The following is a 26,638-nucleotide window of genomic DNA, read 5'->3' as shown; positions in this document are numbered from 1 at the left end:
AGCCGCTGGGACGCGACATGCGCCGCAGGACAGAACTCTGCAAGCGTTTCAAACATTGCGGGACAACCCTGACGCTTCCGGCCTTGTATTCGCCACCCACGGCCTATACTGGAATCAGAACGAAACAAGACAGGAGACCGCCATGATTCACGTACAGGCGCACGATCTTGTGTTTTTGATCCCCATGGCGCTCGTCGGGCTGTTGGCGATGGGTGCGATCCCGGTGGCCGCCAAGGCGCTGCGTATCAGCTGCCGGTGCGCGGGCGCAATCATCGGGGTACTCCTTGGGGTGCTCGTGCTGGAGGCGTTGCCGCTGCTGATATAGCTGCGCGACCGCTGGAAGTGAAGCGCCTGTGAGAGAGAAGGAGGCGCGATGTCATTGACACTGCTCGCTGCCTTGATGGCGGCGCTGCTGGTCCTGACCGTGGCGTCCGCGCTATGGCGATGCAGCCATCCCTTCCGGATGCGCTACACGCGATGCGCGCGCCGGCGCGCCCGCGCCGGCCTTTGCAGGGAGTTGCGGCAGAGGCACTCCCACATCCCCTGAATTCCCGCCGGAACTCAGATCTCGATCATCGAGAAGTCGCCCTTGCTGACGTCGCACTCTGGGCAACGCCAGTCTTCGGGAATCGCTTCCCAGCGCGTGCCAGGCGCGATGCCGTCCTCGGGCCAACCCTGTTCCTCGTCGTACACCCACCCGCAAATCAGGCAAACCCAGGTCTTGTAGGCAATCGCTTCCTGCTCCAACACTCGCTCCTTTTGATCGTCAATCGGTCAGTCCGGGGCGAATGATACGCGGTTTCGGTGCAGGCACCCCGGCTGCGGCGTTCGAAGCTTTCGTTCAAACGCCGCACCGGGCAGCATGCCGGGCGACGGCTATTGCCGGATCGAGAAGTCGACGCGGTTGGGCGTGCCCTTGTCCTTGATGCCCTCGGCGGTCAGCTTCGGCGCGGTCAGGAACAGCTTCGACTCGGGCACCTTGCCGTCGCGTTCCAGCGACTGCTTGACCGCCAGCGCGCGCTGGTCCGCCAGCGCCCGCAGCTCGGCATCGGTGACGGGGGCGTTTTCCAGCAGCAGTTTTTCCATCTCGGCCGGCGGCAGCGACTTGTTCAGGCCGATGAAATTCTTCGGCTTCTTGAACGACTCGCGCTTGTACACCGCTTCCAGGTACTTTGGATACTCCTGCTTCGACACGGTCACCTTGGCCCCCTGGTCGCCGCCCTCGCCTTCCTCGGCCTGCGCGCCAGCCTGGGCCGACCGGCGCAGATCGCGCTGCTTGGCTTCGGCCACGCGCTGGTCCAGCCAGACGCGGCGCGCGCCATCGGCATCGGTGGCCGGGTCGATCCGCCCGCTGATTTCCAGCCGCAGCGACGGGCGGTCGTTCAGCGCCTTGCCCACCGTCTCGATTTTCTTGCGGCCCTCATCGGTCAGCGTGGACGATCCCGGCGCGAACTCGATATAGCCAAGCTCCTCGCCGCTGCCGCCGAACGCCGAGGCGATCAGCGAAAACGGTGACGTGATCGCCTTGGTCAGCAGGTTCACGATCACGCGCATGATCACGCCGCCAATGCTGAACTCGGGATCCGACAGCGAGCCCGACACCGGCAGGTTGATGTCGATCACGCCATTGCGGTCCTTGAGCAGCGACACGGCCAGCAGCACCGGCAGCTTCACGGCATCGGGGCTGTCCACCTTGTCGCCGAACGTGAGCTGGTCCAGGTACAGGTGGTTCCTCGCGTCGAGCTTGCCGTTCTCGATCTTGTACGCCACATCGACAGTCAGCTTGCCCTTGGTGATGGGGTAGCCGGCGTACTTGGCCGCGTAAGGCGTCAGGCGTGTCAGTTCCACGCCGGCTGCCTTGGCCGCGATGTCCAGATAGAGCTGCTCGCCCAGCGGATTAAGCTTGCCGCTGATGCTGACCGGCGCGTCGTCGTCGAGCCGGCCGTCGAGCACCAGGTCCGCCGGCGTGGGATCGGCCGACGACACCTTCGACACCGAACCCTTCATGTCGGTCAGGTTGGCCGAGTAGTTCGGCTTGACGAAAAAGTCCGAGAAGTTGATGTTGCCCTTGTTGATCGTCACGCCGCCCAGGCGAATCTGCGGTTTCGGGCCGGCCGCTTGCCTGGCGGGTGCGGCCTGCGGTGCGGGCCTGGCCTCCGGGGCCGACGCCGGGCTCGCCTGCGTCAGGCTCGTGGATGGCGCCGCCTCGCCCTTCTCGGCACCACCGGCCACTACGTCCTGCAGGTTCAGCCGGCCGTTGGCATTGAGAATCACGCGCGCATAGAAGTCGTTCAGCGCCACGTTGCTCACGCCGACCTGCATCGGCCCCTTGGCATCGTCCATGCTGAAGTCGATGCCATTGACCGCCAGTGCGCGCCAGCGCAGGAAGTCATCCCCGGAAATGCGATCGACGGTACGCACGTTGCCCGCAAAGGCGTTGCCGCTGAAGCGCACGGCGATCGGCTTGCCGGCCGGCGCGTCGTACGCCACCTTGCCCTTGACCGTCATCGTGCCGCTGCGCAGCGCCGCGTTGAAGCGATCGGCCAGATAAGGCTGCAGCGGCGCCATGTCGAGATCGCGCAGGTCCAGTTGCAGTTGCGCGGCGGGCCCGGTCGGCACGACCTGCCCGTCGATGTTCATCACGCCCTTGCGGCCGCTTTCGGCATGCAGCTTCATCGGCAACGCGCCCGGCGACAGCGGCCACGTGATGGTGCCGGTGCTCAATCCGATATTGCGGAACTGGTGGATCACCGGACGGCCGCGATTGACTTCGGCAGGCGCGTAGTCCGCCAGCCGTGCCTCGCCACCGTCCACGGCCACCTTGCCCACGCGCACCTTCCAGCCCGGCGCCGCCGCACCGCCATTGGCCTGCGGTACCGGCTTCGCAGCGGCCTTCTGGTCCGCTGCCTTCTGTTCGGCAGATTCGGTGGCCCAGATTTGCGCCGATTCCAGCAACTCGCCGCGACGATCGCGCGTGGCCGCGATGCGCGGCTTCACCAGCGCCACTTGCCCGGCTTCGAAAGTCTGTTTGGCCAGGTCGAGCTGGATATCGTCGAGGATCAGCTTGTCGGCATGGATCAGCGGCAGGTTGGCGCCTGCGGTATCCGCCACGCGCGCCGTACGTGCCGCCCGGGCCCCGCGCCGGGCCGGTGCGGCCTTGGCATCGTCATCGCTGTCATTGGCGGCGGCCGATGCGCCCTGCGCGGCCGGCACCTTGACCGGATCGCGCGTGGCCACATAGACCGGCGACAGCTCGACGCGCGATTTCTGCAGCGTGAACTGGAACACTGGCTGCGCCCACGCCATCGTGTAATGCAGCGCGGCGTTGATGGCCGTCTCGCCCAGCTGGCTGTGCAGCGCGCGCGGCCACCACGCCGAGAAGCCTTGCGGCCGCAGGCCCGCCGTTTCCAGCGTGCCCGTCAGCGTGCCCTGCTTCAGGCCCAGTTCGCCGGTGTGCTTGACGGTCTGCCCGTTGGCGATCGTGATACTGGCGTCAAGCTTCGCGGGCTTGTCGCCGGTACTGGCGAGATTGACGATATCGACGTTGACCGGGCCGACGTCGAGCTTGCCGGGGCCCGATGGCGCCAGTTCGTCGACAAACCCGAGCCTGGCTTCCTTGACCGTCACGCGGTCCACGGCATACGACCACGGCACCTCCTCGGCCTTCGGCGGCGACTGAACCCCTGCGGCCGCGGGCGCGGATGCCGATGCCGCCGATGCCGCCGATGCCGGCGCCGCGGCCTTGGCCGGGGCCTGCGCCGCGGCCTTCGGTGCTGGGGCCGCTGCCGGCAGGAACGCGGTGGCCAGGTTCAGCGTACCGTCCCGGCGACGCAGCGCCTGCAGGTCGAATCCCTCCAGTTCGATGCTTTTCACATGGGCCGTGTGCGCCAGCGGCTGCACGCGGTCCAGATCGACGGCCAGACGTCCGGCCTTGACGATCGGCGCCCCGGCGTGCGTCTGCACGTCGGCATCGCGCAGCGCAATCGTGCCGGACACATACAGGTCCTGCTTGTCCTTTTCCTGTCGGAAGCCCACCTTCAGCCGGGTATCGACGAGACCGCCCTTGACTTCCGCATCCTTCAGTTTTGGCGCGAATGCCATGTACTTCGCCAATTCCAGACCGTCCAGATTCACGTTGAGGTCGGTCTGGTGAGTATCGGAAAACGGTTGCGAGGTGCCGTCCAGCGCCAGCGGCGTGCCATTGATCTTGGCAAACAATGACGGTCGCGTATTGATGGCTACATCGTGCGGCAGGTTCGACAGGAACGGCAGGGTCAGCGTGAAGTTCTCCACGCGCTGCACGGTATCAAGCAGCTTGTCGTCATAAACAAAGCTGCTGTTGGACACGGCGATATTGCTGACCGAGAACCGCGCCGGCTTGCTGTCGGCCGGTTTGGGCGGCTGGGCGGCAAAGCGTTCCTGGATGTCGGCAAAGCTCATGCGGCCGTCGGCATTGCGCACCACATGCACGCTGAGCCGGTCCACATGCAGGAAATCGACCACCGGCGCCAGATGCCAGATCGACGCGGCCGAGGTATTGGCCTCGACCTCGCCCAGCGTCAGCATGGGCGTTTTGCCATCGGGCTCGAAAATGGTCAGGTCGTTCAGCGTCGCGCCCAGTTCGAATGGCCGCACCTGCGCGCCACCCAGCGTGACCTTGCGGCCCAGCGCCTCGGTCGCGTTCTTTTCTACCAGATATTTGATCAGCGGCGGCCCGCCAACATAGCCGGCCAGCCCGAAAACAGCCAGCGCAGCCACCACGCCGCCCGCCACGCGCACGGCCACGCGCCGGCGCGGCGTTGCCATGGCCGCCCCTGTTGCAGCCTGGATGGAATCCTTGAAAGCCATGTCACCCCAGAATATATGACCCCGCGCATTTCGCGCTTTGTGCCCCGGATTTCACTTGCTTTTGTATTATGGAGACGGATTATGGCAGCGCGACGGCCGATTTAGTATTCAATCTGATCAAAATCGCAGATGAAACACATCGATCTGGTATCTTTACGCCTTTGCGAAGCGTCCCGTCGTGCCCGCCGGCTTACCCGCCGGCCCCGGTTCGCCAAGTTCGTGTCGTCATCCCTCGGCCGTCTTCCTCCACGTCATCCGTGTTGCGCGCTTCGCATGTGAATGTATCCATGCGAGTCTTTTCATGTCCACGTCCAGCAGTACTGCCGGGGAACTGGGCGCGCAAGGCGGCCACGCCGCCCGCCCGCTGACCGGCCAGGACTACAAGACGCTTGCCCTTGCAGCATTGGGCGGCGCGCTTGAGTTCTACGATTTTATTATTTTTGTCTTTTTCGCCAAGGTCATTGGCCAGCTGTTCTTCCCGGCTTCGGTGCCGGACTGGCTGCGCCTGCTGCAGACCTTCGGCATTTTCGCGGCCGGCTACCTGGCGCGCCCGCTGGGCGGCATCATCATGGCGCACTTCGGCGACCTGCTGGGCCGCAAGAAGATGTTTACGCTGTCGATCCTGCTGATGTCGGTGCCGACGCTGCTGATGGGCCTGCTGCCCACCTACGCGACCATCGGCCTGCTGGCCCCGGTGCTGCTGCTGGTGCTGCGCATCCTGCAAGGTGCCGCCGTGGGCGGCGAAGTGCCGGGTGCCTGGGTATTCGTGTCCGAACACGTGCCCAAGCGCCACATCGGCTATGCCTGCGGCACGCTGACGGCGGGCCTGACGGCCGGCATCCTGCTGGGCTCGCTGGTGGCCACCGGCATCAATGCGATCTTCGACCCGCAGGAACTGCTGGCCCATGGCTGGCGCGTGCCGTTCGTGCTGGGCGGCATCTTCGGCGTGGGTTCGATGTACCTGCGCCGCTGGCTGCACGAGACGCCGGTGTTCGCCGAACTGCAGCAGCGCAAGGCGCTGGCCGCCGAAATGCCGCTGAAGGCCGTGGTGCGCGACCATCGCGGCGCCGTGCTGATCTCGGCGCTGCTGACCTGGATGCTGTCGGCCGGCATCGTGGTGGTGATCCTGCTGACCCCCACCTACCTGCAGACGCTGTTCGGCTTCGACGCCCGCACGGCGCTGGTTGCCAACAGTGCGGCCACGCTGTTCCTGTCGATTGGCTGCGTGGTGGCCGGCGTGCTGGCCGATCGCATCGGCGCCCGCCTGACGCTGTCCATCGGCGGCGCGCTGCTGGCGGCGACGGCCTACCTGCTGTACACCACCATCGGCACGCGCCCTGACCTGCTGCTGCCGCTGTACGCACTGGCCGGCTTCTTCGTCGGCACGATCGGCGCCGTGCCGTATGTGCTGGTGCATGCCTTCCCGGCGCAGGTGCGTTTCTCGGGACTGTCCTTCTCGTACAACGTCTCGTACGCGATCTTCGGCGGGCTGACGCCGGTCATCGTCTCGCTGATGCTGAAGACCGACAAGCTGGCCCCGGCACACTACGTGGTCGGTGTCTGCGTCATGGGCATCATCACCGCGCTGTTCGTGCGCAAGCGGGAAGCCTGATTCAGGGCGCATTCACCGGCACGTGCGGACAAAAAAGGGGAAGGCCAGAAGCCTTCCCCTTTTTCCATTCCGCGGCGGCCGCGTCACGCCAGGCGGCGATGCTGCCGGAAGAACTGCCACATCATCCAGCTTGCGTCCGGCCCAACGTCGCTGTGGTACTGCACGCTGGCGTCGCCGCCGCTCCACGCGTGATCGAGGCCAGCCACCTCCACCAGCCGCACGACGTCGCGATTCCACCGGCCAAAGCGGGCTTCCCGATAGTCGCCCGCTTCCAGCGGCGGCGCATCGTTGGCGCAGTCCAGACGCGCGCCGGTGCGTTCGCTCAGCCCGTTGTAGGTCAGAAATTGGCGGGCCAGCAGGCGGCCATTGATGGGATTCACGGCGTCATCGGTCATGCCATGCACGACGATGGCGGGCATTTCCGGGCCGCCCGGCGTCACGCCGGCGGCATCGAGCAGCAAAGCCGGTTCCAGCTCGGTGCCATGGCGCATCGCCTTCAGGCCCGCGCCCGGATTGCCGGCCGCGCCGATCACGACGCCCGAGTGCAAACCCACCGCCGCGACTTTTTCGGGATAACGCAGCGCCACCACGGCAGCCATGGCCGCCCCGGCGGACAAACCCGCCAGATAAATCTCGCCCGTGCGCACGTCAGGCCGGCTGGACAGTTCGTCGATCAGCATGGCCACGGCCTGCGCCTCGCGACCGCCCACGCCGTCGCCCAGGTCGAACCATTGCCAGCAGCGGTGTACGGAGCGGCGCAACGGCTGCTGCGGATAAGCCACCATGAATCCCTCGCGCTCGGCCAGTGCGTTCATGCGCGTGCCGGCAGCCAGATCTTCGGGCGTCTGCTGGCAGCCGTGCAGCATCACCACCAGCGGCAACGCGCCCTTGGCGCCAGACGGAATATAGAGACGATACGACAGCTGCGGCACCAGCTCGCCCGGCAGCGGTTCCAGGCCCAGCTTGTGGGATTGCCACGATCCGGGCAGTTCGGCTGGCGCGGGCTCACCCGCCGCGGGGTGTCGCAGCCGCCGTGCAGCCGGCTGCGCCGGATCAAGGCGCCCCAGCCAGGAACGAATTTGCTTCGCGGCCTGGGAGTGCGGGCGACCGAATTGTCGCCACTGCGCATCCCAAGTCGGAGACAGGCTTTTGGCCATATGAAGACTCCTGCTCATCTAGGAACGAGTCTCCTCCTCTATTTGTGCGACGCAGCATAACACAGCCGACGTGACGAACTGTCGTCAATGTTTGCAAGATGCAACATGAATTTTGGAAACAAAGATTTCCTTGTGGAATTCGTCCTGCCCCCGAACGGGTTAATGCCTTCGAAAAAACTTACGTCATGGCGACGAAAGAATGCAGAACGGTGGAAAATCCGTGCCATTTGCGGACACTTATACTGAAGCGCATAAACACCCCATGGACCGATCGGCGCGACGATGTCCTTCGAACGTCCCGGCGCAAGCGCCCCATCCTGCACAATTTGTCCATTCCGCCAGGCATGTCGCCATGCCTGCGGCGATAGCGCATTGCGGGCACCCGTGCCGCTTGCGCCCGGCCGGGTGCGGTTACGGGCGGGCGACGTGCTGTATGCGCAGGGCCGGCCTACGCTGGCGGTCTTCCCCCTGCGCACGGGTGGGCTGAAGCTGGTCTACGAATCCCGCCTGGGATGGCGGCAGGTAAGCGGCTTTTTTCAGTGCGGCGATGTATGCGGCCTGGAGCCGAACGAATCCGCCGCCCATGGGGCCAGCGCCGTTGCGCTCCAGGACACCGAGTGCTGCACCATCCCCATCGAGGCCTTGCATGACAGCCTTGCCGATCCGGCATTGCGCGCCGCCATTCTGGCCAACCTGCGGCGGCAGGCCGGGCGTCAAGCCGAACTGATGGTCGCCATTGGGTCGATGAAGGCGTCGCAACGGCTGGCCATGCTGCTGCTCGACCTGGCTGCCGAACAGGCGCGTCGCGGCATTTCCGACGGCGGATTGACGCTGGCGATGACGCGTAACGACATCGCCAGCTACCTTGGCCTGACCCTGGAAACGGTGTCCCGGCTGCTATCGCGGTTCCGGTCGGTGGGACTGATTACGGTACGGCACCGCATGCTGCGGATCGTCGATCCGGACGGACTGGCAGACGTCTACGCGGACCCCGACCGCGTGGCGCTGCGGGGCCCGGGCGACTGAAGAACTCCTACTCCTTTGCCACCGGCTTCCACCCTTGCGGCGCGAACGTCCGGATGGCCGCCGCGCGCGACGCCGTCGCCTTGCCCAGGTCGCGCTCGTAGAATCGGCGCTCGCTGTCCAGCATGAACGAATGCACGCCGGAATCGCCATAGCGCGCCGGCCACGCGATGAACGCGAATTTTGCGTCGCTGCCCTTCGGCGGCGCGATGACGCGGTAGCGATAGCCGAAGAACGCCTCGTCGGGCGGCGTCTCCGGGCCCATGGCCAGGGCATCCGGCCCCAGCGGACTATCGTTTTCCTTCGATGCCGACGGCCAGTACAGGCCATTGGTCTTGCCCGGCGTGCTGACAAGTTGCCCGGCGTAGGCGCCCTTGCCCACCTGCTCGGCATAGCGTTGCTGGGCATCGGCCAGTTGCAGCAGCGTGTCCATGGCCACGATCTCGTTGCGGCCGATCCGGCGAACCCTGACCTCGCGCTCGCCTGCCGTCAGGTCGAACTGCCATCCGGCCTTGCGTTTCACGATCGGCACCGGAAACGTCCAGCCGCTGCCGCCCACTTCCACGCTGGCGGTATTCTCGCCGTCCTTGCGGACAGCATGGTGATTGGCCCAGGCGCCAAGAAAATCGTAGATGTCCTGCTGGTCCAGATGGGGCGGCACGATCCGGCGATACTGCGCGCCCAGCACGCGCTTGAGCGCGTCGGTGTCGCTGCGTGCCACGCCATCGCCCAGCGCGTCCATGGCCGCCTCGGGCGACGGGAATACCTGCTGCGCCAACGCCACGGCCGGCGCAGATATCGACGCGCCGACCAGCACGGCCATGGCCAGCGCGCGCAACGACTTCCAACCGCGTGCGTTTCCGCGAGTTCCCTGGTTGTGCTTCATCGTTATCTCCGACCGTGACCGAAATGACCGCCGCCAGCACCGCCTCCGCCGCCGAAATGGCCGCCGCCTCCGCCGCCACCCTGGAATCCACCGTGGTCCGGCATGGTCCGCTGGCCACCGAAGCTCTGCAGTCCTGTACCGCCACGCTCGGCCTGCTGGCGCATGCGGTCGCCATTGCCGGCATCGTGGAAGGCGTTGGCATGATTGGTGTCGCGGGCCCGGTTGCGCGCGTCCATCTGATCGGCGTGCTGGCGGTCTGCACCGGCCGGGCGAGGATTCTGCCCGCCGCCCGGGCGATTGACGCCGGGCGAGCCGTGTCCCGCAATCGACTGGCCGGTCCGTCCCTGGAACGACTGTGCGGCGCGGTCGCGCGCGGCGTCCCGCTGGCTTTGGGCGGCCCCGGCCTGTCCTGGCCGCTGCGGGTTCTGGACGCCGCCACCGCCCTGCCCCAGCCGCTGACCACCGGCTTGTCCGGGCGGGGGCCGATTGGCCAGGGCCTGCTGCCGCTGCGCATCGAAACGGTTGGCGACGTTGGGGTTGTTGTACGGCACGTTGCCGCGGTTGGCCGGGTTGTGCTGCCAGTTCACGTTGGCCCGGTTGACGTCGAGCCGCTGGTTCACGTTGATATTGTTATAGCGGTTGACGTTGATGTTGACGTCATGCGCGCCCCAGTTGAATCCGCCCCACATCGAATTCACCGCCGCCACACCCAGCCCGAAGCCGATGCCGGCCACCAGCGACGTCGCGAACACCGAGCCCGGCGGCGGCGGATAGTAGGCGGGCGGATAGGCAGGATAGGGCCACGTGCCATAGACCACGGTGGGGTTGTAGGCGGGCACGTACACGACCTGCGGATTGGCCGGCTCGATCTGTACGATCGTCGTACCGCCACTTTGCTGCGTCACCACCTTCTGCTGCTCGGTGGTCTTCAGCGTGCCGGCCTTCTGGGCCTGCACGCGCAGCCGCTGCACCGAATCCATGACGTCGTCAGGCTGCGCCAGGAACGCATCGCCCACCGACTGCACCCATTGCGGCTGGCGCCCCATCATGTCCATGACCGACGGAAAGGCCACCAGCGACTGCACGCTCGGGTCCCATGGCTCATTGGCCACGGCCTTGGTGGCGGCATCGCCCGACAGGCTTGCATTCGATTTCGACCACTGCGCGGCTGCCGCCACGTCGGCGGGATAGGTCGAAGCCATCAGCACCTGCGACAGCAGCGCATCGGGATAAAGCGCCACGGGCGCCAGCAACTGGTCAAGATGAGGCTTGTCCAGCTTGGCCTGGGCCAACGCACTGCCAGCCGTGGCAAGCAGGGTCAGCCCGAGCAGCCAGGCCACGATTCGTCGCACGCGCAACATGATCACTCCCTCAATGACGAAAAAGGACCGCTACACCTGCCTGCCAATGCTGGCCCAGGCCCGTTACCCCGACTGACTGGCTGACTGATTGACTTACTTGCGGGCCTGCGCGCACTCCTGCCGGTAGGCTTCTTCCAGGCGCTTGCGTTCCGGCGCGCGTTCGAGCGTGGAATAGCTGCGCCCGTCGGCGGTGGTGACATTCGACTGGCCCTGCGACCACTGCGGCCCCGCGGGCAATGCATTGATCTTGTCGAGCAGCTGGCGGCAATGCTCGCGCTGCGATGTGCCTGACGCGCCGCCCGGATCATCTACCGTGGACGTGGCGGGATCAAGCATGCGCGGGGGCGGCGGGGCGATCATCGGCGTGGACGGATCCGTCGATGGCGCCTGCCCGTAGGCAACGAATGGGACCACGCATACGGCTGCAGCCATGGCTGCCAAAACCTTTCTCACCAGAAAAACTCCAGAATTCATTGGCAACATCGAAGTTGCCTTGCGACGGCTTCCGGCAGGCGAGGTGTCCGGGCACGATGTCATGCATCCGTCTTGCCGTGGCTCCGCCTGCCGGTTCGGTTGCGCAGCAGCTCAAGTTGCAGCAGCGCATCCGCAAGCATACTCTTCAGGCGCACATTTTCTTCCTCGAGCTGACGCACGCGCCGCGTGTCGGCGCCGTCGCCATGCCGTGTCGGACCATACCTGGCACGCCAGCCGTAGAACGAGGCATCGCTGAAACCATAGCGCGCGCACAGTTCCCGCACGGGCACGCCATTCGCGGCCTCGGCGAGGTACATGCGGATCTGCTCCTCCGAATAGCGTCTGTTCACCGATGCCTCCGCTCGTGGCTCCCCCCGCGCGGCGGGCGCAACGGCCTGCCGTTCATGCCGGTAAGGTAGCCCAGCCCTTGCGCAAAAGGAATTCAGTGTCTTCGCCGCACGAGTTAAGCAAATTGAATGAAAGCATCGGCATGATCAACGACGCTGGCGGCGGCCATCCCATGCGGACTCCGCCCCTATGGCGCAAGCCTTGGCACCGCGACCAAATTTTGTTTTTCCATCTTGGAATATTCCGATTCCGAATTCATGCCGGAACATCGGGTTGAAACACTTTTCTGGCACACCGTGCAATCGCCTCCGGGTCAGTGCCGCGTCAGGTGCATCGCCCTGCGACGTACGTGTCATGCGGGTTTTCGCTTTGTATGGATGTGCGAACAAAGGGGCCTTTGCAAGTCAGATGACAAACATGACATCACACGCCGTTCTAGTAGTTTCCAAAATGTTGTATTAAGATTTCTTCGCATCAACTAAATTTCAAACGCCTGCAGGGCACGCCTCCCCGGCGCACCCAGACAGGCGTCCGGCAGCCCCTTCACCGCCATGGTGATGATGGCGATTGCCGGGTCCGGGCCTGAGGAAGAGGAGCCACTGCCGTACCGCACATGCCTTCGATGCGCTGTCGAAGAAGCGCGGCAATCGTGGATATACCCGCGTGCAAAGACGCGGGTGGCATTGCCCGGGCGCACATGTTTTTCGTTCCCGCCCCCCGTAGTTTCATGCTGTACAGGTCGCAGGCGTTGCGTGATGGCAGGACCGGCAACGGCAGGTCTCGCAGTCACGAAGTTGCAACGCTTCGCCACAACAAGAAAAACAGAAGTTCGGATCGGGAGAAGTCAGTATGCGGCACGTCAGTACCAAGCTATTGCATGTGTTCGTCCTGCTCATGGAGTACCGCGACCTCGGCGCGGTGGCAGCTTGCACACAGGGACGCATTCCAACCGTGGCCTACAGCCTGGCCCGCCTGCGAGAGATCACCGGCGATGCGCTGTTCGTCAAGCGCAATGGCACGCTGGAGCCTACGCCCCACGCGCTGCGGCTCGAACAGACGGCCCGGCAAATCCTGGCGCGCTGGAACCATCTGGTCCAGCCGCAGGACCACTCGGCCCATGCCACCGGCAACCGTCGGCGCATTTCGATCGGATTCTCATCGTCGATCGGCGATCCGGTCATCACGGAAATCCTTACCACGCTGTGCGAACGCTTTCCACATGACAGCTTCGTCACGCGGCCGGTCATTGCCGATGCGTCGCTGGGGGACAGTCTCGACGCCGGCCATCTCGATTGCGCGTTCGTGGTGGATGGCGCCAACGTGCCCGACAGCGTGCTGCCGCATAGCATCCTGGCCACGCCGCGCCGCCTGGTAAGCGCCGCGCGTGGGGGCACGAACGACGAAGCGGAAACCGACTGGATCCTGCTGCAGGAGGACTGCGAAAGCGGCAGCCCGTTGCATGCGTTTCTGGCGCGGCGCGCCAATACGCCAGGCCATCGCGAGACCGTGGTGCCGTCATGGCATACGCAGATCACGCTGCTGCATTCCGCCGGCGGCATCTGCCCGGTCCTGGATTTCAACGTGCCGCTGGTCACCCGCGACCGCAAAACCCGGCTGCTGGCACCGCCTGCCGCGTTTCCGGCCTGGGCGGCGCTGCATTTCTGGACGCCGCAGCGGGCACAGGACCCCGCCGCGCTGCGCGACATCATGGACGTGGGCGCGTCGATCCTGCGCGATCCGCTCAAGGCCATCGACGGGCGCCGCCACGCACAGCACCGCACCCCCGCGCTGGCGGCGATCGCCTGAGCCTGGCGATCCGGCCAGCACCAGCCCCAACTACGGCCCCGACCCACTGACACGGCCCCGCGATGGCGACATCGCGGGGCCGTCTGCATTTCCCCTGCGCAATCGCAGCAGTCTTTCGTGCATTTTGCGAATCCTCTTACTCCCATCCGCGCCTGCGGGCATTAACCTCGCCGGGCATCGCAGTGTTGCGGGCTGTCTCCCATGCAGTCCGCCATGCGCGTGCACGCAGTCGATGCGTGTTGGCGCCGCACGCCACTCCCGCGTGCGGCGCATTTTTTGACGCCAGCGCGAAGCCGAACGCTGAAGAGCCATGTGAACAGGACAGGAGTCGATGGATGACGTTGAGGATTTTGCTGGCCGACGACCACCCCGTCATTACGGCGGCGATCCGGGCCAGGTTGCAGACGCAGACCGGCTGGGAGGTCTGCGGGGAAGTGATCAGTGCCACCGACCTGCTGCAGCAGGCCGACAACTTGCGGCCCGATGTCGTGGTCACCGACTATCACATGCCCGGGCCGGCCGAGCTCGATGGCGTACGCCTGCTCACGGCCTTGCGCCGCCGCTATCCGGCCATGGCGGTCGTGGTGCTGACGATGATCACGAATCCGCTGGTGCTGCGCACGATACTCGATGTCCGCGTGCAGGGCCTGCTGCTCAAGGACAGCCAGCTTTCCGAAATCGTGACAGCGATTGCCCGTGCCCAGCGCGGCTTCACCTATATCGGCAAGTCGGCGCTACGGGCGTTGGCGCCGACCGAAGTGCGCCCCATGATGCCGATCGGGCGCGAAGGCATGCAGCGGCTGTCGGCGCGCGAAACGGAAGTGCTGCGCCTGTACCTGACCGGACGCTCGGTCACCGAGATTGCCGCCACGCTGTGCCGCAGCGTCAAGACCATCAGCCGGCAGAAGAACTGCGCCATGCACAAGCTCGGGGTCACCAACGACCGCGAGCTGTTCGAATGTGCGGCCCTGCAGGGCATGGTGCTGCCACAAGGCGGATGACCATGGACGCCGCTCGCTATAATCGGCCACGCCAACCGGCCCCTCCGAAGCCCTCACCGTGCGGGGACCGGCCCGCCGCACCCGCTACGTTCATGTTGCCGACATCGCCACCGCCTTCGCTACCTCCCGACGCGCCCCCTGGCCGCGCGGTGCCCGCCTTGATGATCGCCGCACCAGCGTCAGGCCAGGGCAAGACCACCGTCACCGCGGCGCTGGCGCGGCTGCACGCACGCCAGGGCCGCCGCGTGCGGGTCTTCAAGACGGGGCCCGATTTCCTGGACCCGACGCTGCTGGCCGCGGCAAGCGGCGCGCCAGTGCAGTCGATCGATCTCTGGATGACGGGCGAAGCCGATGCCAGGGCGCGCCTGGGCGACGCCGCGGCCGACGCAGACCTGATCCTGGTGGAAGGCGTGATGGGCCTGCACGACGGCACGCCGAGCAGCGCCGATGTGGCGCGCCTGTTCGGCCTGCCGGTGCTGGCGGTGATCCAGGCCGGCGCGATGGCCCAGACGTTCGGTGCGCTGGCCTACGGGCTGGCGCACTACGGCGAGCCGTTCCGGGCGATGCATGTGCTGGCCAATGGCGTTGCCACGGCCCGTCATGCCGAGATGCTGCGCGAAAGCGTGCCGCCGGGCATTGCGTGGGCCGGCGCGCTGGCCCGCGACGCATCGGCCAGCCTGCCTGAGCGGCATCTTGGACTGTTCAGTGCCGACGAACTGCCGGACCTGATGACGCGGCTCGACAGGCTGGCCGACGCATTGGCCGCACTGCCGCTGTCGCACCTGCCCGCGCCCGTGACGTTTGGGCCGGCCAACACTGCGGCCCCGCTGCCACGGCTGCTGGCGGGCAAGCGCATCGCCATTGCGCGTGACGACGCCTTCCGCTTCATCTATCCGGCCAACCTCGATACGCTGACGGCTATGGGCGCGCATGTCGCATGGTTTTCGCCGCTGCGCGACCACGCCTTGCCGCCTTGCGACGCCGTGTGGCTTCCGGGCGGATACCCTGAGCTGCATGGCGCCACACTGGCAGCCAACTCGGCGATGCACGATGCACTGCGCGACGCGCATGCGCGCGGCGTGCCGATACTGGCGGAATGCGGCGGAATGATGGCGCTGTTCGAGCGCCTCTTCGACAAGGACGGCGTCAGCCATGCCATGGCCGGTCTGCTGCCCGGAACGGTGACGATGCAGCGCAGGCTCGCTGCGATTGGCCACCAGGCCGTCACACTACCGGGCACAGGCGAAGTGCTGCGCGGCCATACGTTCCACTATTCGAGCGCAGCAACGCCGCTGACGCCAGCGGTCAGGGCCGTGTCGCCACGCGATGGCGGCACGGGAGAAGCGGTCTATCAGGCCGGCAGCCTCACCGCGTCGTACGTCCATTTTTATTTTCCGTCGAATCCCGCCGCGATTGCGGCGGTGCTGGGCGCATGCTGACGGAAGCGCGATAGCGGGCGGCGGGTCAGGCGGCGTCGCGTTCGGTGCGTGCCACGGCGTCGGCGATGCCGGCTTCCAGCTGGGCCAGCCCCTTCGACAGGTTGTGCATCGTTGTTTCCGACACGCCCGTCAGTACGTCCTGCAGGAATGCCGAACGGCGCGGCATGGCCTGGTCAACGATGTCGCGGCCCAGCTGGGTGAGCGTCACGTTGGTCATGCGGTTGTCGCGCTCGCTCGTGGAACGCTCGATCCAGCCCAGTTCCTGGAGCGCCTTGAGTTGGCGCGTGAGGGCGCCCGGGTCCATGCCCACGCGGTCGGCCAGCGGCTTTTGCGCAATCGGGCCTTCGTGTCCGTACAGGGCAAACAGAATGCGCCAGCGCGGCAACGGATGCCCGATGCGCTGTTCGAACGCGGCGGCGTATGCGCGGTAAGTGCGTCCGAACTGTTGCAGCACGGCCAGGCTTTGTCGCTCCAGTTCCAAAATCGAGTCTCCAGTTGGCAGATATCAGTCCGCGGCCATCGCGGGTTCATGCACCCGCGCCAGCCTGATCGGCGGTACGCGGCGCACCCGCCATATGCCGATCAGCGCCGCGACGGCCGCCAGCAACAGGCCAAGATGGATGGCGCTTACCAGCGACACCCGCGCCTGTTCCAGCAGCAGGGCTCCATTGTGCCCTGCCTTTTGCAGATGGGTCAGCAATTCCGCCTGGGCGGCCTTGTCGATCAGGATCTGCGGATCGGTCAGCCGGGACGCCCAGTCCGATGCATTCGCCGCTGCCAGCGACGCCGTCACCCCTGTGGTGTAGCTGCGCGTCACCAGCGTCCCCACCAGCGCCGTGCCCACCATGCCGCCCACCATGCGCAGAGACTGCAACATGGCGGTGGCGATGCCCAGGTGCGCGCGCCCCGCCGTCTGTTGTGCGAATACGGTCAGGTTAGGCAGGACGAAGCCGAGCCCCAGGCCGGCGCACAGCATGATGGCCAGCAGCACATTGTGATGCATGCTGCGCGTCGCCTGCGACAGGCCGAGCAGCGCCAGCGCCAGCATGGCAAACCCTGCATACAGCATGCTGTTGGGCTGCGGAATGCGCGTAATGATACGGCCATTGACGATGCTGCCGACGGTAATGCAGACCACCAGCGGCGTGACCAGCAGGCCGGCTTCCTTCGGCGAATAGCCAAATCCGCCCTGGAACAGCAGCGGCGCGTACAGCAGCAGCGCGAACATCGCAAAACCGCCCAGGACGCCCAGCAGGAACAGCGCCAGCGCCGGATTGCGGAACATGTCGAGCGGCAGGATCGGCGCCTCGCACCGGCGCGACCATTGCCACAGCGCGATGAACGACGCGAAGGACAGCACCAGCAGGCCGATGGTCACGATGTCGAAGCCGCGTTCCGGCAACCATTCCACCGACAGCTGCAGGCTGCCCAGCCCGGCCGCAATCAGCAGCGCCCCGAGCCAGTCGATGCGAATCGGCCCCTCATGCCGCGACTGGCGTAGATGCGGCAGGTAGCGCCAGGCGATCACCAGCCCCACTAGGCCCACGGGCACATTGATATAGAACACCGCGCGCCAGCCATACCATTCGGTCAGCAGCCCGCCCAGCGACGGGCCGAGCGCGTTGGCCAGCCCGAATGCCGTGCTCAGGATGACCTGCCAGCGCAGACGCACATGCGAATCGGGAAACAGGTCGGGAACACAGGCGAACGCCGTGCCGACCAGCATGCCGCCGCCAATTCCCTGCAGCGCACGCGCCGCCACCAGGTACGGCATGCTCGAAGCCATGCCGCATAACACCGAAGCCACCAGAAAGACGACGATCGACGCCAGCACAAACGGCTTGCGCCCGTAGTAATCCCCGAGCCGGCCGAAGATCGGCACCGTGACCACCGAAGTGAGCAGATATGCCGTGGCCACCCACGCGTAGTACTCGAACCCCTGCAGCTCGGCCACCACGGTCGGCAGCGCCGTGGACACCACGGTCTGGTCCAGTGCGACCAGCATCACGACAAAGGCAATGCCGAGCATCGCCAGCAGCGACTCGCGAAATGGCAAGACCTGCCCTTGGCTGCCTGCCTGTGCCTTGCCCTGCGTGTGCCCCGAATCCGATGCCATATCTATTGCCCGATCAATAATTGTGCGATCAATGATCTTCAGATTATAGGGGCGGCAATTTGTTCCGGCAGAAGATTTTTGGCGTTCCTACGATGGTTTTCAGGATCGGTGCGATGATGGGTATCAGCACATTCATTGACAGCGGGCCACGGGTGCATCACAGGAGACATTCGATGCACCGGGCCCACGACACATTCATCCAGCTCCGGGGAGATTGCATGAAGTCAGTCACATTGATTGGCGCGCCCACCGATGTCGGTGCCAGCATTCGCGGCGCTTCGATGGGCCCGGACGCATTACGCGTGGCCGACATCGCCAGTGCGCTGGCCCGCAACGGGCTGCAGGTCCGCGACCTGGGCAACCTGAGTGGGCCGGGCAACCCGTGGCAGGCGCCGGTCGACGGCATGCGGCATCTGCAGGAGGTGCTGACCTGGAACGAGCAGGTTTTCGAGACCGCCTATGCGACGCTGGCGGCGGGCCACATGCCGCTGCTGATGGGGGGCGATCATTGCCTGGCCATCGGGTCGGTCAGCGCGGCCGCCCGCCACTGTCGCGAACAGGGCAAGCGACTGATGGTGCTGTGGCTCGACGCCCACGCCGATGCCAATACCGGCAGCACCAGCCCTACCGGCAACATACACGGCATGCCGGTGGCCTGCCTTTGCGGCGACGGGCCGGCACCGCTGACTGCGCTCAGCGGCGTCACCCCGGCTGTGACGGCGCGGCAGATCCGCCAGATCGGCATCCGCAGCGTCGATGCCGAAGAGAAGATGCGGCTGCGGGAACTGGGCCTGACGGTCTATGACATGCGCTATATCGACGAGAACGGCATGCGCCTGACCATGGAGCACGCCCTGGCGGGTATCGACGGCAATACGCACCTGCACGTCAGCTTCGATGTCGATTTCCTGGACAGCCAGATCGCGCCTGGCGTGGGCACGCCCGTGCGCGGCGGCCCGACCTACCGCGAAGCCCACCTTGCCCTGGAGATGATCGAGGATACCGGCGCGCTCGGCTCGCTCGACGTGCTCGAACTGAATCCCGCGCGCGACGTGCACAACCAGACGGCCGAACTGGTGGTGGAGCTGCTCGAAAGCCTGTTCGGCAAATCGACGTTGTAGGCGGCTACGGCGCCATGCCTGCCGCTCGCGGCGCATGGCACCGGACGCATCGTCGGCCAAAAAAAGAGGCAGCCCGAAGCTGCCTCCCTCATTGCCTGCGGACCATGCCGCAGTGCCGATCAGGACGCCGACTTGCTGCCGTTCGACGTGCTGCCCGTGGTGGTGCCGGCGTCGGGCGCCGGTGCGCCGGTGGCCTCGTTCAGGCCGCCGCCCAGCGCCTTGTAGAGGTTGACCTCGCTGGTCAGCTGGTTCAGGCGGGCCTCGATCAGCGCCTGGCGCGCCGTGAACAGCTGGCGCTGCGCATCTAGCACGGTCAGGTAGCTGTCCACGCCGGTACGGTAGCGCCCTTCCGCCAGCTGGTAGTAGTCCGAACTAGCCTCTACCAGCCGGGTCTGTGCCGCCACCTGATCGGTGAACGTGCCGCGTGCGGCCAGGCCATCGGACACCTCGCGGAACGCAGACTGCACGGTGCGCTCGTACGTGGCGACGTTGATGTCCTTCTGGATCTTCGCGTAGTCCAGGCTTGCGCGCAGGCTGCCGGCCGTGAAGATCGGCAGCGTGATCTGCGGCGAGAACAGCCACGTGCCCGATCCCGCATCGAACAGGCCGGACAGCTGGCGACTGGCCGTCCCACCCGACGCCGTCAGCGTGATGCGCGGGAAGAACGCCGCGCGCGCCGCGCCGATATCGGCATTGGCCGATTTCAGGCGGTGCTCGGCCGACAGGATGTCGGGGCGGAACTGCAGCAGGTCCGACGGCATGCCGGCTGGCACTTCCGCCACGAGCTTCTGGTCCAGCGTCAGGCCCGCAGGCAGGTCGGCCGGGATACCGGCGCCCAGCAGCAGCGTGAGCGCGTTGACATCCTGCGCCACCAGGCGCGTATAGCGCGACAGCTGTGCCCGCGCGTTCTCGACCTGCGTCTGCGACTGGCGCAGGTCCAGCCGCGATGCAATGCCTTCCTCGAAGCTGCGCCGCGTGAGGTTGTACGTGCGCTCGTACGCACCGAGCGTGTCACGCGTGACCTGAAGGTTCGCTTCGTCCGCCAGTTGCGTCAGATAGGCATTGGCCACGCTGGCCACCAGCGCGATCTGCGTGCTGCGGCGCGCTTCCTCGCTGGCGAAATATTGCTCCAGCGCCGCTTCGCTGAGACTGCGCAGCCGCCCGAACAGGTCGAGCTCCCATGCCGTGGTGCCCAGCGACACGCCGTACTGGCTGCTGATCACACGCTGGCCGGTAGAGGAAAGATCCGCCGGCACGCGCTGGCGCGTGCCCTGGCCGGTCGCCCCCACCTCGGGGAACAGGTCGGCACGCTGGATGCGGTACTGCGCGCGATAGGCGTCGACGTTGAGCGCCGCCACGCGCAGGTCGCGGTTGTTGTCCAGCGCGATCTGGATCAGCCGCTGCAGGCGCGGATCGGCAAAGTAATCGCGCCAGCCAAGCTCCGCCGCGGCAGCCACCTGCGCATCGCCGGCAGAAGCGGCGTAGGCGTCTCCTTGCGGATACGCGGCATCGACCGGCGCGGCCGGGCGTTCATACGATGGGATCAGGCTGCAGCCGGCAAGGGCCGCCGCTGCGGCCAGGCAAAGTAGCGTCTTTCTCATGCTTGGGCTCCCGTTTCCTGGGAGGACGGTCCGGACTTGCGGCGCCGCTCCTTGATCGACGTCACCACGACGAAGAACAGCGGCACCCAGAAGATGGCGAGCACGGTGGCGGTGATCATGCCGCCGATCACGCCGGTACCGATGGCGTGCTGGCTGCCCGCGCCGGCGCCCTGCGACACCGCCAGCGGGAACACGCCAAGCATGAACGCCAGCGATGTCATGATGATCGGACGCAGACGCATGCGGCAGGCCTCGACCGCCGCCTCGATCACGCCCTTGCCCTGGTCATGCAGGTCCTTGGCGAACTCGACGATCAGGATCGCGTTCTTGGCCGACAGGCCCACCGTGGTGAGCAGGCCCACCTGGAAGAACACGTCGTTCGACAGTCCGCGCGCCAGCGTCGCCAGCAGGGCGCCGATCACGCCCAGCGGCACCACCAGCATCACCGAGAACGGAATCGCCCAGCTTTCATACAGGGCCGCCAGACACAGGAACACCACCAGCAGCGACAGCGCGTAGAGCGCCGGCGCCTGCGCACCCGACAGGCGCTCTTCGTACGACAGGCCGGTCCACGAGTACGCGATACCCTGCGGCATCTGCTTCATGATTTCCTCGACAGCGGCCATGGCCTCACCCGAACTCTTGCCGGCTGCCGGCTCGCCCAGGATTTCCACGGCCGGTACGCCGTTGTAGCGTTGCAGCTTCGGCGAGCCATACCCCCACTTGCCGGTGGCAAACGCCGAGAACGGCACCATGTCGCCCTTGTCGTTGCGCACGAACCACTTGTTCAGGTCCTCGGGGTTCATCCGCGCGTTGGGACGGCCCTGCAGGTACACGCGCTTGACGCGGCCACGGTCGATGAAGTCGTTCACGTAGCTGGAACCCCACGCGATCGACACCGTGCTGTTGATGTCGCTCAGCGAGATGCCCAGCGCCCGCGCGCGTTCGTCGTCGATCTCGAGCACGTACTGCGGCTCGTCGTTCAGGCCGTTCGGCCGCACGCGTTGCAGCGCCGGGTTCTTGGCGGCCAGCGCCAGGAACTTGTTGCGGGCTTCCATCAGCGCCTCGTGGCCCAGGCCGGCCTGGTCCTGCATGTAGAAGTCGAAGCCGGTGGCGTTGCCAAGCTCCTGCACGGCGGGCGGCGCAAAGGCAAAGGCCAAAGAGTCGCGGAATGTGCCGAACTTGGCTTGCGCACGCTTGGCCAGGTCGAACACGCTCGTGGCATCGCCTTCGCGATCCTTGAACGGCTTGAGCAGGATGAACGCGAGACCCGAGCTCTGGCCACGACCGGCAAAATTGAAGCCGTTGACCGTGAACAGCGATTCCACGATCTTGCCTTCGTCATTGAGCAGGTAGTTGCGCATCTGGTCCAGCACGGCCTGCGTCCGCTCGGCCGACGAACCCGGCGGCGTCTGCACCTGGGCATACAGCACGCCCTGGTCTTCTTCCGGCAGGAACGACGTCGGGATCCGCGTGAACAGGAAGGCCATGACCAGCAGGATCAGCACGTAGACCAGCAGGAACGGGGCGCGGCGCTTGAGAATGCCCACCACGCCACGTTCGTACTTCTGCGTGGACCGGATGAAACCGCGGTTGAACCAGCCGAAGAAGCCGGCCTTGTGCTCGCCGTGGTCGCCCTTTTCGATCGGCTTGAGCATCGTCGCGCACAGCGCCGGCGTCAGGATCAGTGCCACCAGCACAGACAGCACCATCGCGGAGACGATCGTGATCGAGAACTGGCGATAGATCACGCCGGTGGAGCCGCCAAAGAACGCCATCGGCAGGAACACGGCGGACAGCACCAGCGCGATACCCACCAGGGCGCCCTGGATCTGCCCCATCGATTTCCGGGCGGCCTCCTTCGGCCCCAGCCCCTCCTCGGACATCACCCGCTCGACGTTTTCCACCACCACGATGGCATCGTCGACCAGCAGGCCGATTGCCAGCACCATCCCGAACATGGTCAGGGTGTTGATCGAATAGCCAAAGGCGGCCAGCACGCCGAACGTGCCCAGCAGCACCACCGGCACGGCGATCGTCGGGATCAGCGTGGCGCGGAAGTTTTGCAGGAACAGGTACATCACCAGGAACACCAGCACGATGGCTTCGAGCAGCGTCTTGACCACTTCCTGGATGGAGTCGGCGATCACCGGCGTGGTGTCATACGGGAACACCGCCTTGATGCCCGGCGGGAACGACGGCTCCAGCTGGTTCAGCGTGTTGTGGATGTTCTTGACCGTTTCGAGCGCGTTGGCACCCGATGCCAGACGAATGGCGATACCCGAAGCGGGCCTGCCGTTGTACTGCGCGTTGATCGAGTAATCCTGGCCACCCAGCCCGACTTCGGCCACGTCGCGCAGGCGCACCTGCGAGCCATCGGGGTTCACCTTCAGCAGGATGTCGCCGAACTGCTCGGCGGTCTGCAGACGGGTCTTGCCGATCACCGTGGCGTTGAGCTGCTGCCCGCGCACCGCCGGCAGGCCGCCCAGTTGGCCCGAGGCCACCTGGACGTTCTGCGCCTTGATGGCGTTGCTGACATCGAGCGGCGCCAGCTGGAAGCTGTTGAGCTTGGCCGGGTCGAGCCAGATCCGCATGGCGTACTGCGAACCAAACACCTGGAAGTCACCCACGCCCGAAGTCCGCGAGATCGGATCCTGCAGGTTCGAGACGATGTAGTTCGATAGGTCTTCGCGCGTGGTCGCCGGATCGGTCGAGATCAGGCCGACGATGATCAGGAAGTTACGCACCGACTTGGTCACGCGGATGCCCTGCTGCTGCACTTCCTGCGGCAACAAAGGCTGAGCCAGGGCCAGCTTGTTCTGGACCTGCACCTGCGCGATATCGGGGTTGGTGCCCTGCTCGAACGTCGCCGTGATGGTCATGCTGCCGTCGGAGTTCGACTCTGACGAGATGTAGCGCAACCGGTCCAGGCCGTTCAACTGCTGCTCGATCACCTGCACCACCGTGTCCTGCACGGTCTGTGCCGATGCGCCCGGATAGTTCACCGAGATGGCGATCGTGGGCGGCGCGATGGCGGGGTATTGCGTGACCGGCAGCGAGCGTATCGACAGCACGCCCGCCAGCATGATCACGAGCGCGATCACCCACGCAAAGATCGGCCGCTCGATAAAGAAATTAGACATGGAAAATCCTTATGCGTCGGTCCCGGTCAGGACTTGGCGGCCGGCGCCGAAGCGGCGGCCGGTGCGGAGGCAGGTCCTGCACCCGCCTGCGCCGCAGTGGCTTCGGTAGCCTTCACCTTGGCGCCAGGGCGCACGAACTGCAGGCCTTCGACGATGACACGGTCGCCGGCCTTGAGGCCGTCGGTCACCAGCCAGCTGGTGCCGATGGTGCGGTCCGTCTTGAGCACGCGCAGTTCCACTTCGTTGTTGGCGTTGACCACCAGCGACGTGGGCTGGCCCTTCAGGTCACGCGTCACGGCACGTTGCGGCGCCAGGATGGCCGATTGCCGCACGCCTTCGGCCAGGCGCGCGTGCACGAACATGCCGGGCAGCAGTTCATTGCGCGGGTTCGGGAACACCGCGCGCAGCGTCACCGATCCGGTGCTCTGATCCACGGCCACTTCGGAAAATTCCAGCCGGCCGGCCTGGGAATAGGTGCTGCCATCCTCGAGCTGCAGCGTCACCTTGGCGGCATTGGCGCCGGCGCCCTGCAGCTTGCCATCGGACAGTTCCTTGCGCAGGCGCAGGATCGCCGCCGACGGTTGGGTCACATCCACATAGATGGGGTCGAGCTGCTGGATCGTGGCCAGCGCGTTGGCCTGGCCGTTGGTGACCAGCGCGCCTTCGGTCACCAGCGAACGGCTGATGCGGCCCGAAATCGGTGCCAGCACACGGGTGTAACGCAGGTTGATGTGGGCCTGGTCCACGGCAGCCTTTGACTGCAGGTACGACGCCTGGGCTTCGGCGTACTGCTGCTTGCTGACCGCTTCGTCGCCGACCAGACGGCCGTAGCGTTCGGCGAGCAGTTTCGACGACGCAAGCGTGGCCTCGGCGCTCTTCGCCGTGGCTTCGTAGGTGGATGGATCGATCTGGTACAGCTGCTGCCCCTGCTTGACGTCCGTGCCTTCGACAAACAGACGTTTCTGAATGATGCCGTTGACCTGCGGGCGAACTTCGGCGATCCGGTAAGGCAGGGTGCGACCGGGAAGGGACGTATCCAGCGTGACGGTTTCGTCCTTCAGCGTGACAACTTTCACTTCAGGCGTCTGGGCCGCGGGGGCTTCATTCTTCTTGCCGCAGGCGGTCAGAGCCGTCACGGCAAGAGCCAGCATGCCTGGAATCAAAGCACGCCTGGCGCGCATTGCTTGCATAGCGATTTCCTCGAGGATGAAACGGAATTGGTCTTCTTGTTCCCGGCCTGGGCCGGGTGGGCGCCACGGCGCGCGTGGACGCAATTGGCGTACCTGTCACCAGGCACGTATCGGATTACGGCTCAACGGATTGTCACCATGGGCCCCTGCTTTCGCCGGCTTCGCCGGCCTGGAGGAAAATCTGAACACCGGCCACGCCGCGCGCGCGTCCGGCACAGGGCCGCCCATCAGGACGATCCTGCTCCCCGTACTCTCAAATGTCCTGCCCGATCTTCGATTATCGGGATTACCGTTGCATGCGTAGGCCGTGCGCCGATCTGTGCGGGCATCGTCCTGCCGACCGACAACAATAATCGTTTTCACCGATATCTGCAGACGCTCATGTCTGTTGTGGCGCCTTTCACACAATATGCGCCGAAACTGCCGGCTTTGACCGCTCCCTCCTCCAAGGTGAGCCGTCGATACCGCAATGCAGCATTTGAGCCGCCTGCCTGGCAAACAGTTCAATAAGCATGCTGCCTATTTCGCGCGTCGGCCGATATGCTACCAGCTCGGAGATAAATCAGGATGACAGAAAATTGCGCGTAATGAAGTGAAATACTCGATCGAATCGGGGAAACTTGAAACGATGACCGCCGGATCGAAGGGGACCGGGCACCGATTTGCCGGTTCGCGAGACAGTGTGTTGCGTAGCCGGGACAGTGGTTCGAGGCAGTGAGTGCCAGGCGCGCCAATGAAAATCCCCGCCAACAGGCGGGGACGTCGTATTTCGATGACGGATAAGTTCGTTATGCGCCGTCGAGGAAACGATTGCGAGGACCCAGTCGGGTGCCGAGCATCGGCCCGCTCCAGCGCATGTCGCCCCGATAGCCGGGCGCGCTGTCAGGAGCCATGCCAGCAGTCGGCGCTGGCTGGTACGACGGGGCAGGCGACTGATAAGTCTGCGGTTGCGGGGCCAGGTTTTGCCTTGTCGAACTGTCCGCACCCTGGGAGTACGGATCGAACTTGTCGCCGGCGCGGGCTCCACTGGTGTTGGGATCGTAAGTCCCGCTGGTCGCACCACCTTGGGTATACGGATCGCGCGGACCCGGCGTCATCTGGGCGAAAGCCGAGATCGAAAGCAGCGCAAGTGCGCCTGCGGCGATAACACTTCGGGGTCGAATCATTGGCATGGTCAGCTCCGGAAAGCAGTGGAACAACGGAGGTGCTGTCCCTGTAGCCACTACGGAGCGAAAGCCGTGCCGGTTATATTTGCGCCTTATTGGGCACAATATAAGGGGAAATATCGAAGGTTGAGCCGGTGTCTGCATGCGCTTTTACAAGACTACTGTAACGGCTGCACCGCTGCCGACTGTCCGCGCGCCTGGAATGCGCGACGCAGGAGGGTGTGCGGGACTCGAATGCGCTCGCACGTTTCGCACCCGCCAAAGCAAAACCCCCAAGCTTTAAGGGCTTGGGGGTTCTGGGTATAAGAGCCTGGCGATGACCTACTTTCACACGGGTAGTCCGCAC

At 65.5% G+C, this 26,638-nt stretch carries 20 protein-coding genes; 7 read left to right on the top strand and 13 right to left on the bottom strand.

Annotated elements, in window-relative coordinates; genetic code table 11:
- Nucleotides 1–142 precede the first annotated feature (142 nt).
- Complete coding sequence (locus tag AC3G88_RS09145; protein ID WP_092602616.1) at nucleotides 143–325, top strand: hypothetical protein; 183 nt, start codon at nucleotides 143–145, stop codon at nucleotides 323–325.
- Nucleotides 326–561: 236 nt separating this feature from the next.
- Here the strand turns inward: AC3G88_RS09145 and AC3G88_RS09140 are convergent, their stop codons facing one another.
- Both AC3G88_RS09140 and AC3G88_RS09135 read right to left on the bottom strand, forming a co-directional pair.
- On the bottom strand, nucleotides 562–747 hold the full coding sequence (locus tag AC3G88_RS09140) for a rubredoxin (protein ID WP_153949192.1): 186 nt from the start codon (nucleotides 745–747) through the stop codon (nucleotides 562–564).
- Nucleotides 748–876: 129 nt separating this feature from the next.
- Nucleotides 877–4,848, bottom strand: coding sequence for a DUF748 domain-containing protein (locus AC3G88_RS09135; RefSeq protein ID WP_488772808.1), 3,972 nt, complete (start codon nucleotides 4,846–4,848; stop codon nucleotides 877–879).
- Nucleotides 4,849–5,149: 301 nt separating this feature from the next.
- On the opposite strand from AC3G88_RS09135, the gene AC3G88_RS09130 reads away from it, so the two are divergent.
- A complete protein-coding gene (locus AC3G88_RS09130; protein ID WP_488772809.1) occupies nucleotides 5,150–6,460 on the top strand; it encodes an MFS transporter in 1,311 nt (436 codons plus the stop codon).
- A gap of 83 nt (nucleotides 6,461–6,543) precedes the next feature.
- On the opposite strand, the gene AC3G88_RS09125 is transcribed toward AC3G88_RS09130, so the two are convergent.
- A complete protein-coding gene (locus tag AC3G88_RS09125) occupies nucleotides 6,544–7,617 on the bottom strand; it encodes an extracellular catalytic domain type 1 short-chain-length polyhydroxyalkanoate depolymerase (RefSeq protein WP_488893354.1) in 1,074 nt (357 codons plus the stop codon).
- 384 nt (nucleotides 7,618–8,001) lie between these two features.
- Between AC3G88_RS09125 and AC3G88_RS09120 the strand changes: the two genes are divergently transcribed.
- Nucleotides 8,002–8,643 (top strand): Crp/Fnr family transcriptional regulator, encoded by a 642-nt coding sequence (locus AC3G88_RS09120; RefSeq protein ID WP_488772811.1) that lies wholly within the window; start codon nucleotides 8,002–8,004, stop codon nucleotides 8,641–8,643.
- A gap of 7 nt (nucleotides 8,644–8,650) precedes the next feature.
- On the opposite strand, the gene AC3G88_RS09115 is transcribed toward AC3G88_RS09120, so the two are convergent.
- The 4 genes from AC3G88_RS09115 to AC3G88_RS09100 form a co-directional block, all read right to left on the bottom strand.
- Nucleotides 8,651–9,526, bottom strand: a complete 876-nt coding sequence (locus AC3G88_RS09115) for a DUF2950 domain-containing protein (RefSeq protein ID WP_488772812.1) — start codon at nucleotides 9,524–9,526, stop codon at nucleotides 8,651–8,653.
- 2 nt (nucleotides 9,527–9,528) lie between these two features.
- Nucleotides 9,529–10,887 carry a DUF3300 domain-containing protein gene (locus AC3G88_RS09110; protein WP_488893353.1) on the bottom strand — a complete coding sequence of 453 codons (1,359 nt, stop codon included), beginning with the start codon at nucleotides 10,885–10,887 and terminating at the stop codon, nucleotides 9,529–9,531.
- Between the two features lie 93 nt (nucleotides 10,888–10,980).
- Entirely contained in the window at nucleotides 10,981–11,319 is a 339-nt protein-coding gene (locus tag AC3G88_RS09105; RefSeq protein WP_153949185.1) for a hypothetical protein, read from the bottom strand.
- Between the two features lie 101 nt (nucleotides 11,320–11,420).
- Nucleotides 11,421–11,711: a transposase gene (locus tag AC3G88_RS09100; RefSeq protein WP_194946572.1), complete on the bottom strand. Its 291-nt coding sequence runs from the start codon at nucleotides 11,709–11,711 to the stop codon at nucleotides 11,421–11,423.
- Nucleotides 11,712–12,558: 847 nt separating this feature from the next.
- On the opposite strand from AC3G88_RS09100, the gene AC3G88_RS09095 reads away from it, so the two are divergent.
- From AC3G88_RS09095 to AC3G88_RS09085, 3 genes are all read left to right on the top strand, one after another.
- Nucleotides 12,559–13,515, top strand: coding sequence for a LysR family transcriptional regulator (locus AC3G88_RS09095; RefSeq protein ID WP_153949183.1), 957 nt, complete (start codon nucleotides 12,559–12,561; stop codon nucleotides 13,513–13,515).
- 335 nt (nucleotides 13,516–13,850) lie between these two features.
- Complete coding sequence (locus AC3G88_RS09090; RefSeq protein ID WP_488772814.1) at nucleotides 13,851–14,516, top strand: response regulator; 666 nt, start codon at nucleotides 13,851–13,853, stop codon at nucleotides 14,514–14,516.
- A 161-nt stretch (nucleotides 14,517–14,677) separates the two neighbouring features.
- Nucleotides 14,678–15,955 (top strand): cobyrinic acid a,c-diamide synthase CobB, encoded by a 1,278-nt coding sequence (locus AC3G88_RS09085; protein WP_488772815.1) that lies wholly within the window; start codon nucleotides 14,678–14,680, stop codon nucleotides 15,953–15,955.
- 25 nt (nucleotides 15,956–15,980) lie between these two features.
- Here the strand turns inward: AC3G88_RS09085 and AC3G88_RS09080 are convergent, their stop codons facing one another.
- Nucleotides 15,981–16,436 carry a MarR family winged helix-turn-helix transcriptional regulator gene (locus AC3G88_RS09080; RefSeq protein ID WP_092602590.1) on the bottom strand — a complete coding sequence of 152 codons (456 nt, stop codon included), beginning with the start codon at nucleotides 16,434–16,436 and terminating at the stop codon, nucleotides 15,981–15,983.
- 24 nt (nucleotides 16,437–16,460) lie between these two features.
- A complete protein-coding gene (locus tag AC3G88_RS09075; RefSeq protein WP_488893352.1) occupies nucleotides 16,461–18,071 on the bottom strand; it encodes an MFS transporter in 1,611 nt (536 codons plus the stop codon).
- A 218-nt stretch (nucleotides 18,072–18,289) separates the two neighbouring features.
- Between AC3G88_RS09075 and rocF the strand changes: the two genes are divergently transcribed.
- Nucleotides 18,290–19,192, top strand: a complete 903-nt coding sequence (gene rocF, locus AC3G88_RS09070) for an arginase (RefSeq protein ID WP_488772817.1) — start codon at nucleotides 18,290–18,292, stop codon at nucleotides 19,190–19,192.
- A 119-nt stretch (nucleotides 19,193–19,311) separates the two neighbouring features.
- Here the strand turns inward: rocF and adeC are convergent, their stop codons facing one another.
- From adeC to AC3G88_RS09050, 4 genes are all read right to left on the bottom strand, one after another.
- On the bottom strand, nucleotides 19,312–20,793 hold the full coding sequence (gene adeC / locus AC3G88_RS09065; protein WP_488772818.1) for an AdeC/AdeK/OprM family multidrug efflux complex outer membrane factor: 1,482 nt from the start codon (nucleotides 20,791–20,793) through the stop codon (nucleotides 19,312–19,314).
- Nucleotides 20,790–23,936 carry an efflux RND transporter permease subunit gene (locus AC3G88_RS09060; protein WP_400394429.1) on the bottom strand — a complete coding sequence of 1,049 codons (3,147 nt, stop codon included), beginning with the start codon at nucleotides 23,934–23,936 and terminating at the stop codon, nucleotides 20,790–20,792. Before AC3G88_RS09060 ends, adeC begins: the two co-directional genes overlap by 4 nt.
- Before the next feature lie 26 nt (nucleotides 23,937–23,962).
- Nucleotides 23,963–25,126 carry an efflux RND transporter periplasmic adaptor subunit gene (locus AC3G88_RS09055; RefSeq protein ID WP_488772819.1) on the bottom strand — a complete coding sequence of 388 codons (1,164 nt, stop codon included), beginning with the start codon at nucleotides 25,124–25,126 and terminating at the stop codon, nucleotides 23,963–23,965.
- A gap of 788 nt (nucleotides 25,127–25,914) precedes the next feature.
- The gene (locus tag AC3G88_RS09050; RefSeq protein ID WP_488893351.1) at nucleotides 25,915–26,298 is read right to left on the bottom strand and encodes an endonuclease; all 384 of its coding nucleotides are present in this window, start codon (nucleotides 26,296–26,298) and stop codon (nucleotides 25,915–25,917) included.
- Between the last annotated feature and the right edge of the window lie 340 nt (nucleotides 26,299–26,638).

It is taken from the genome of Cupriavidus sp. 86D6, assembly GCF_057815095.1.
The sequence above is the reverse complement of the archived record's forward strand: the minus strand, read 5'-3'. Positions and strand labels throughout refer to the sequence as shown.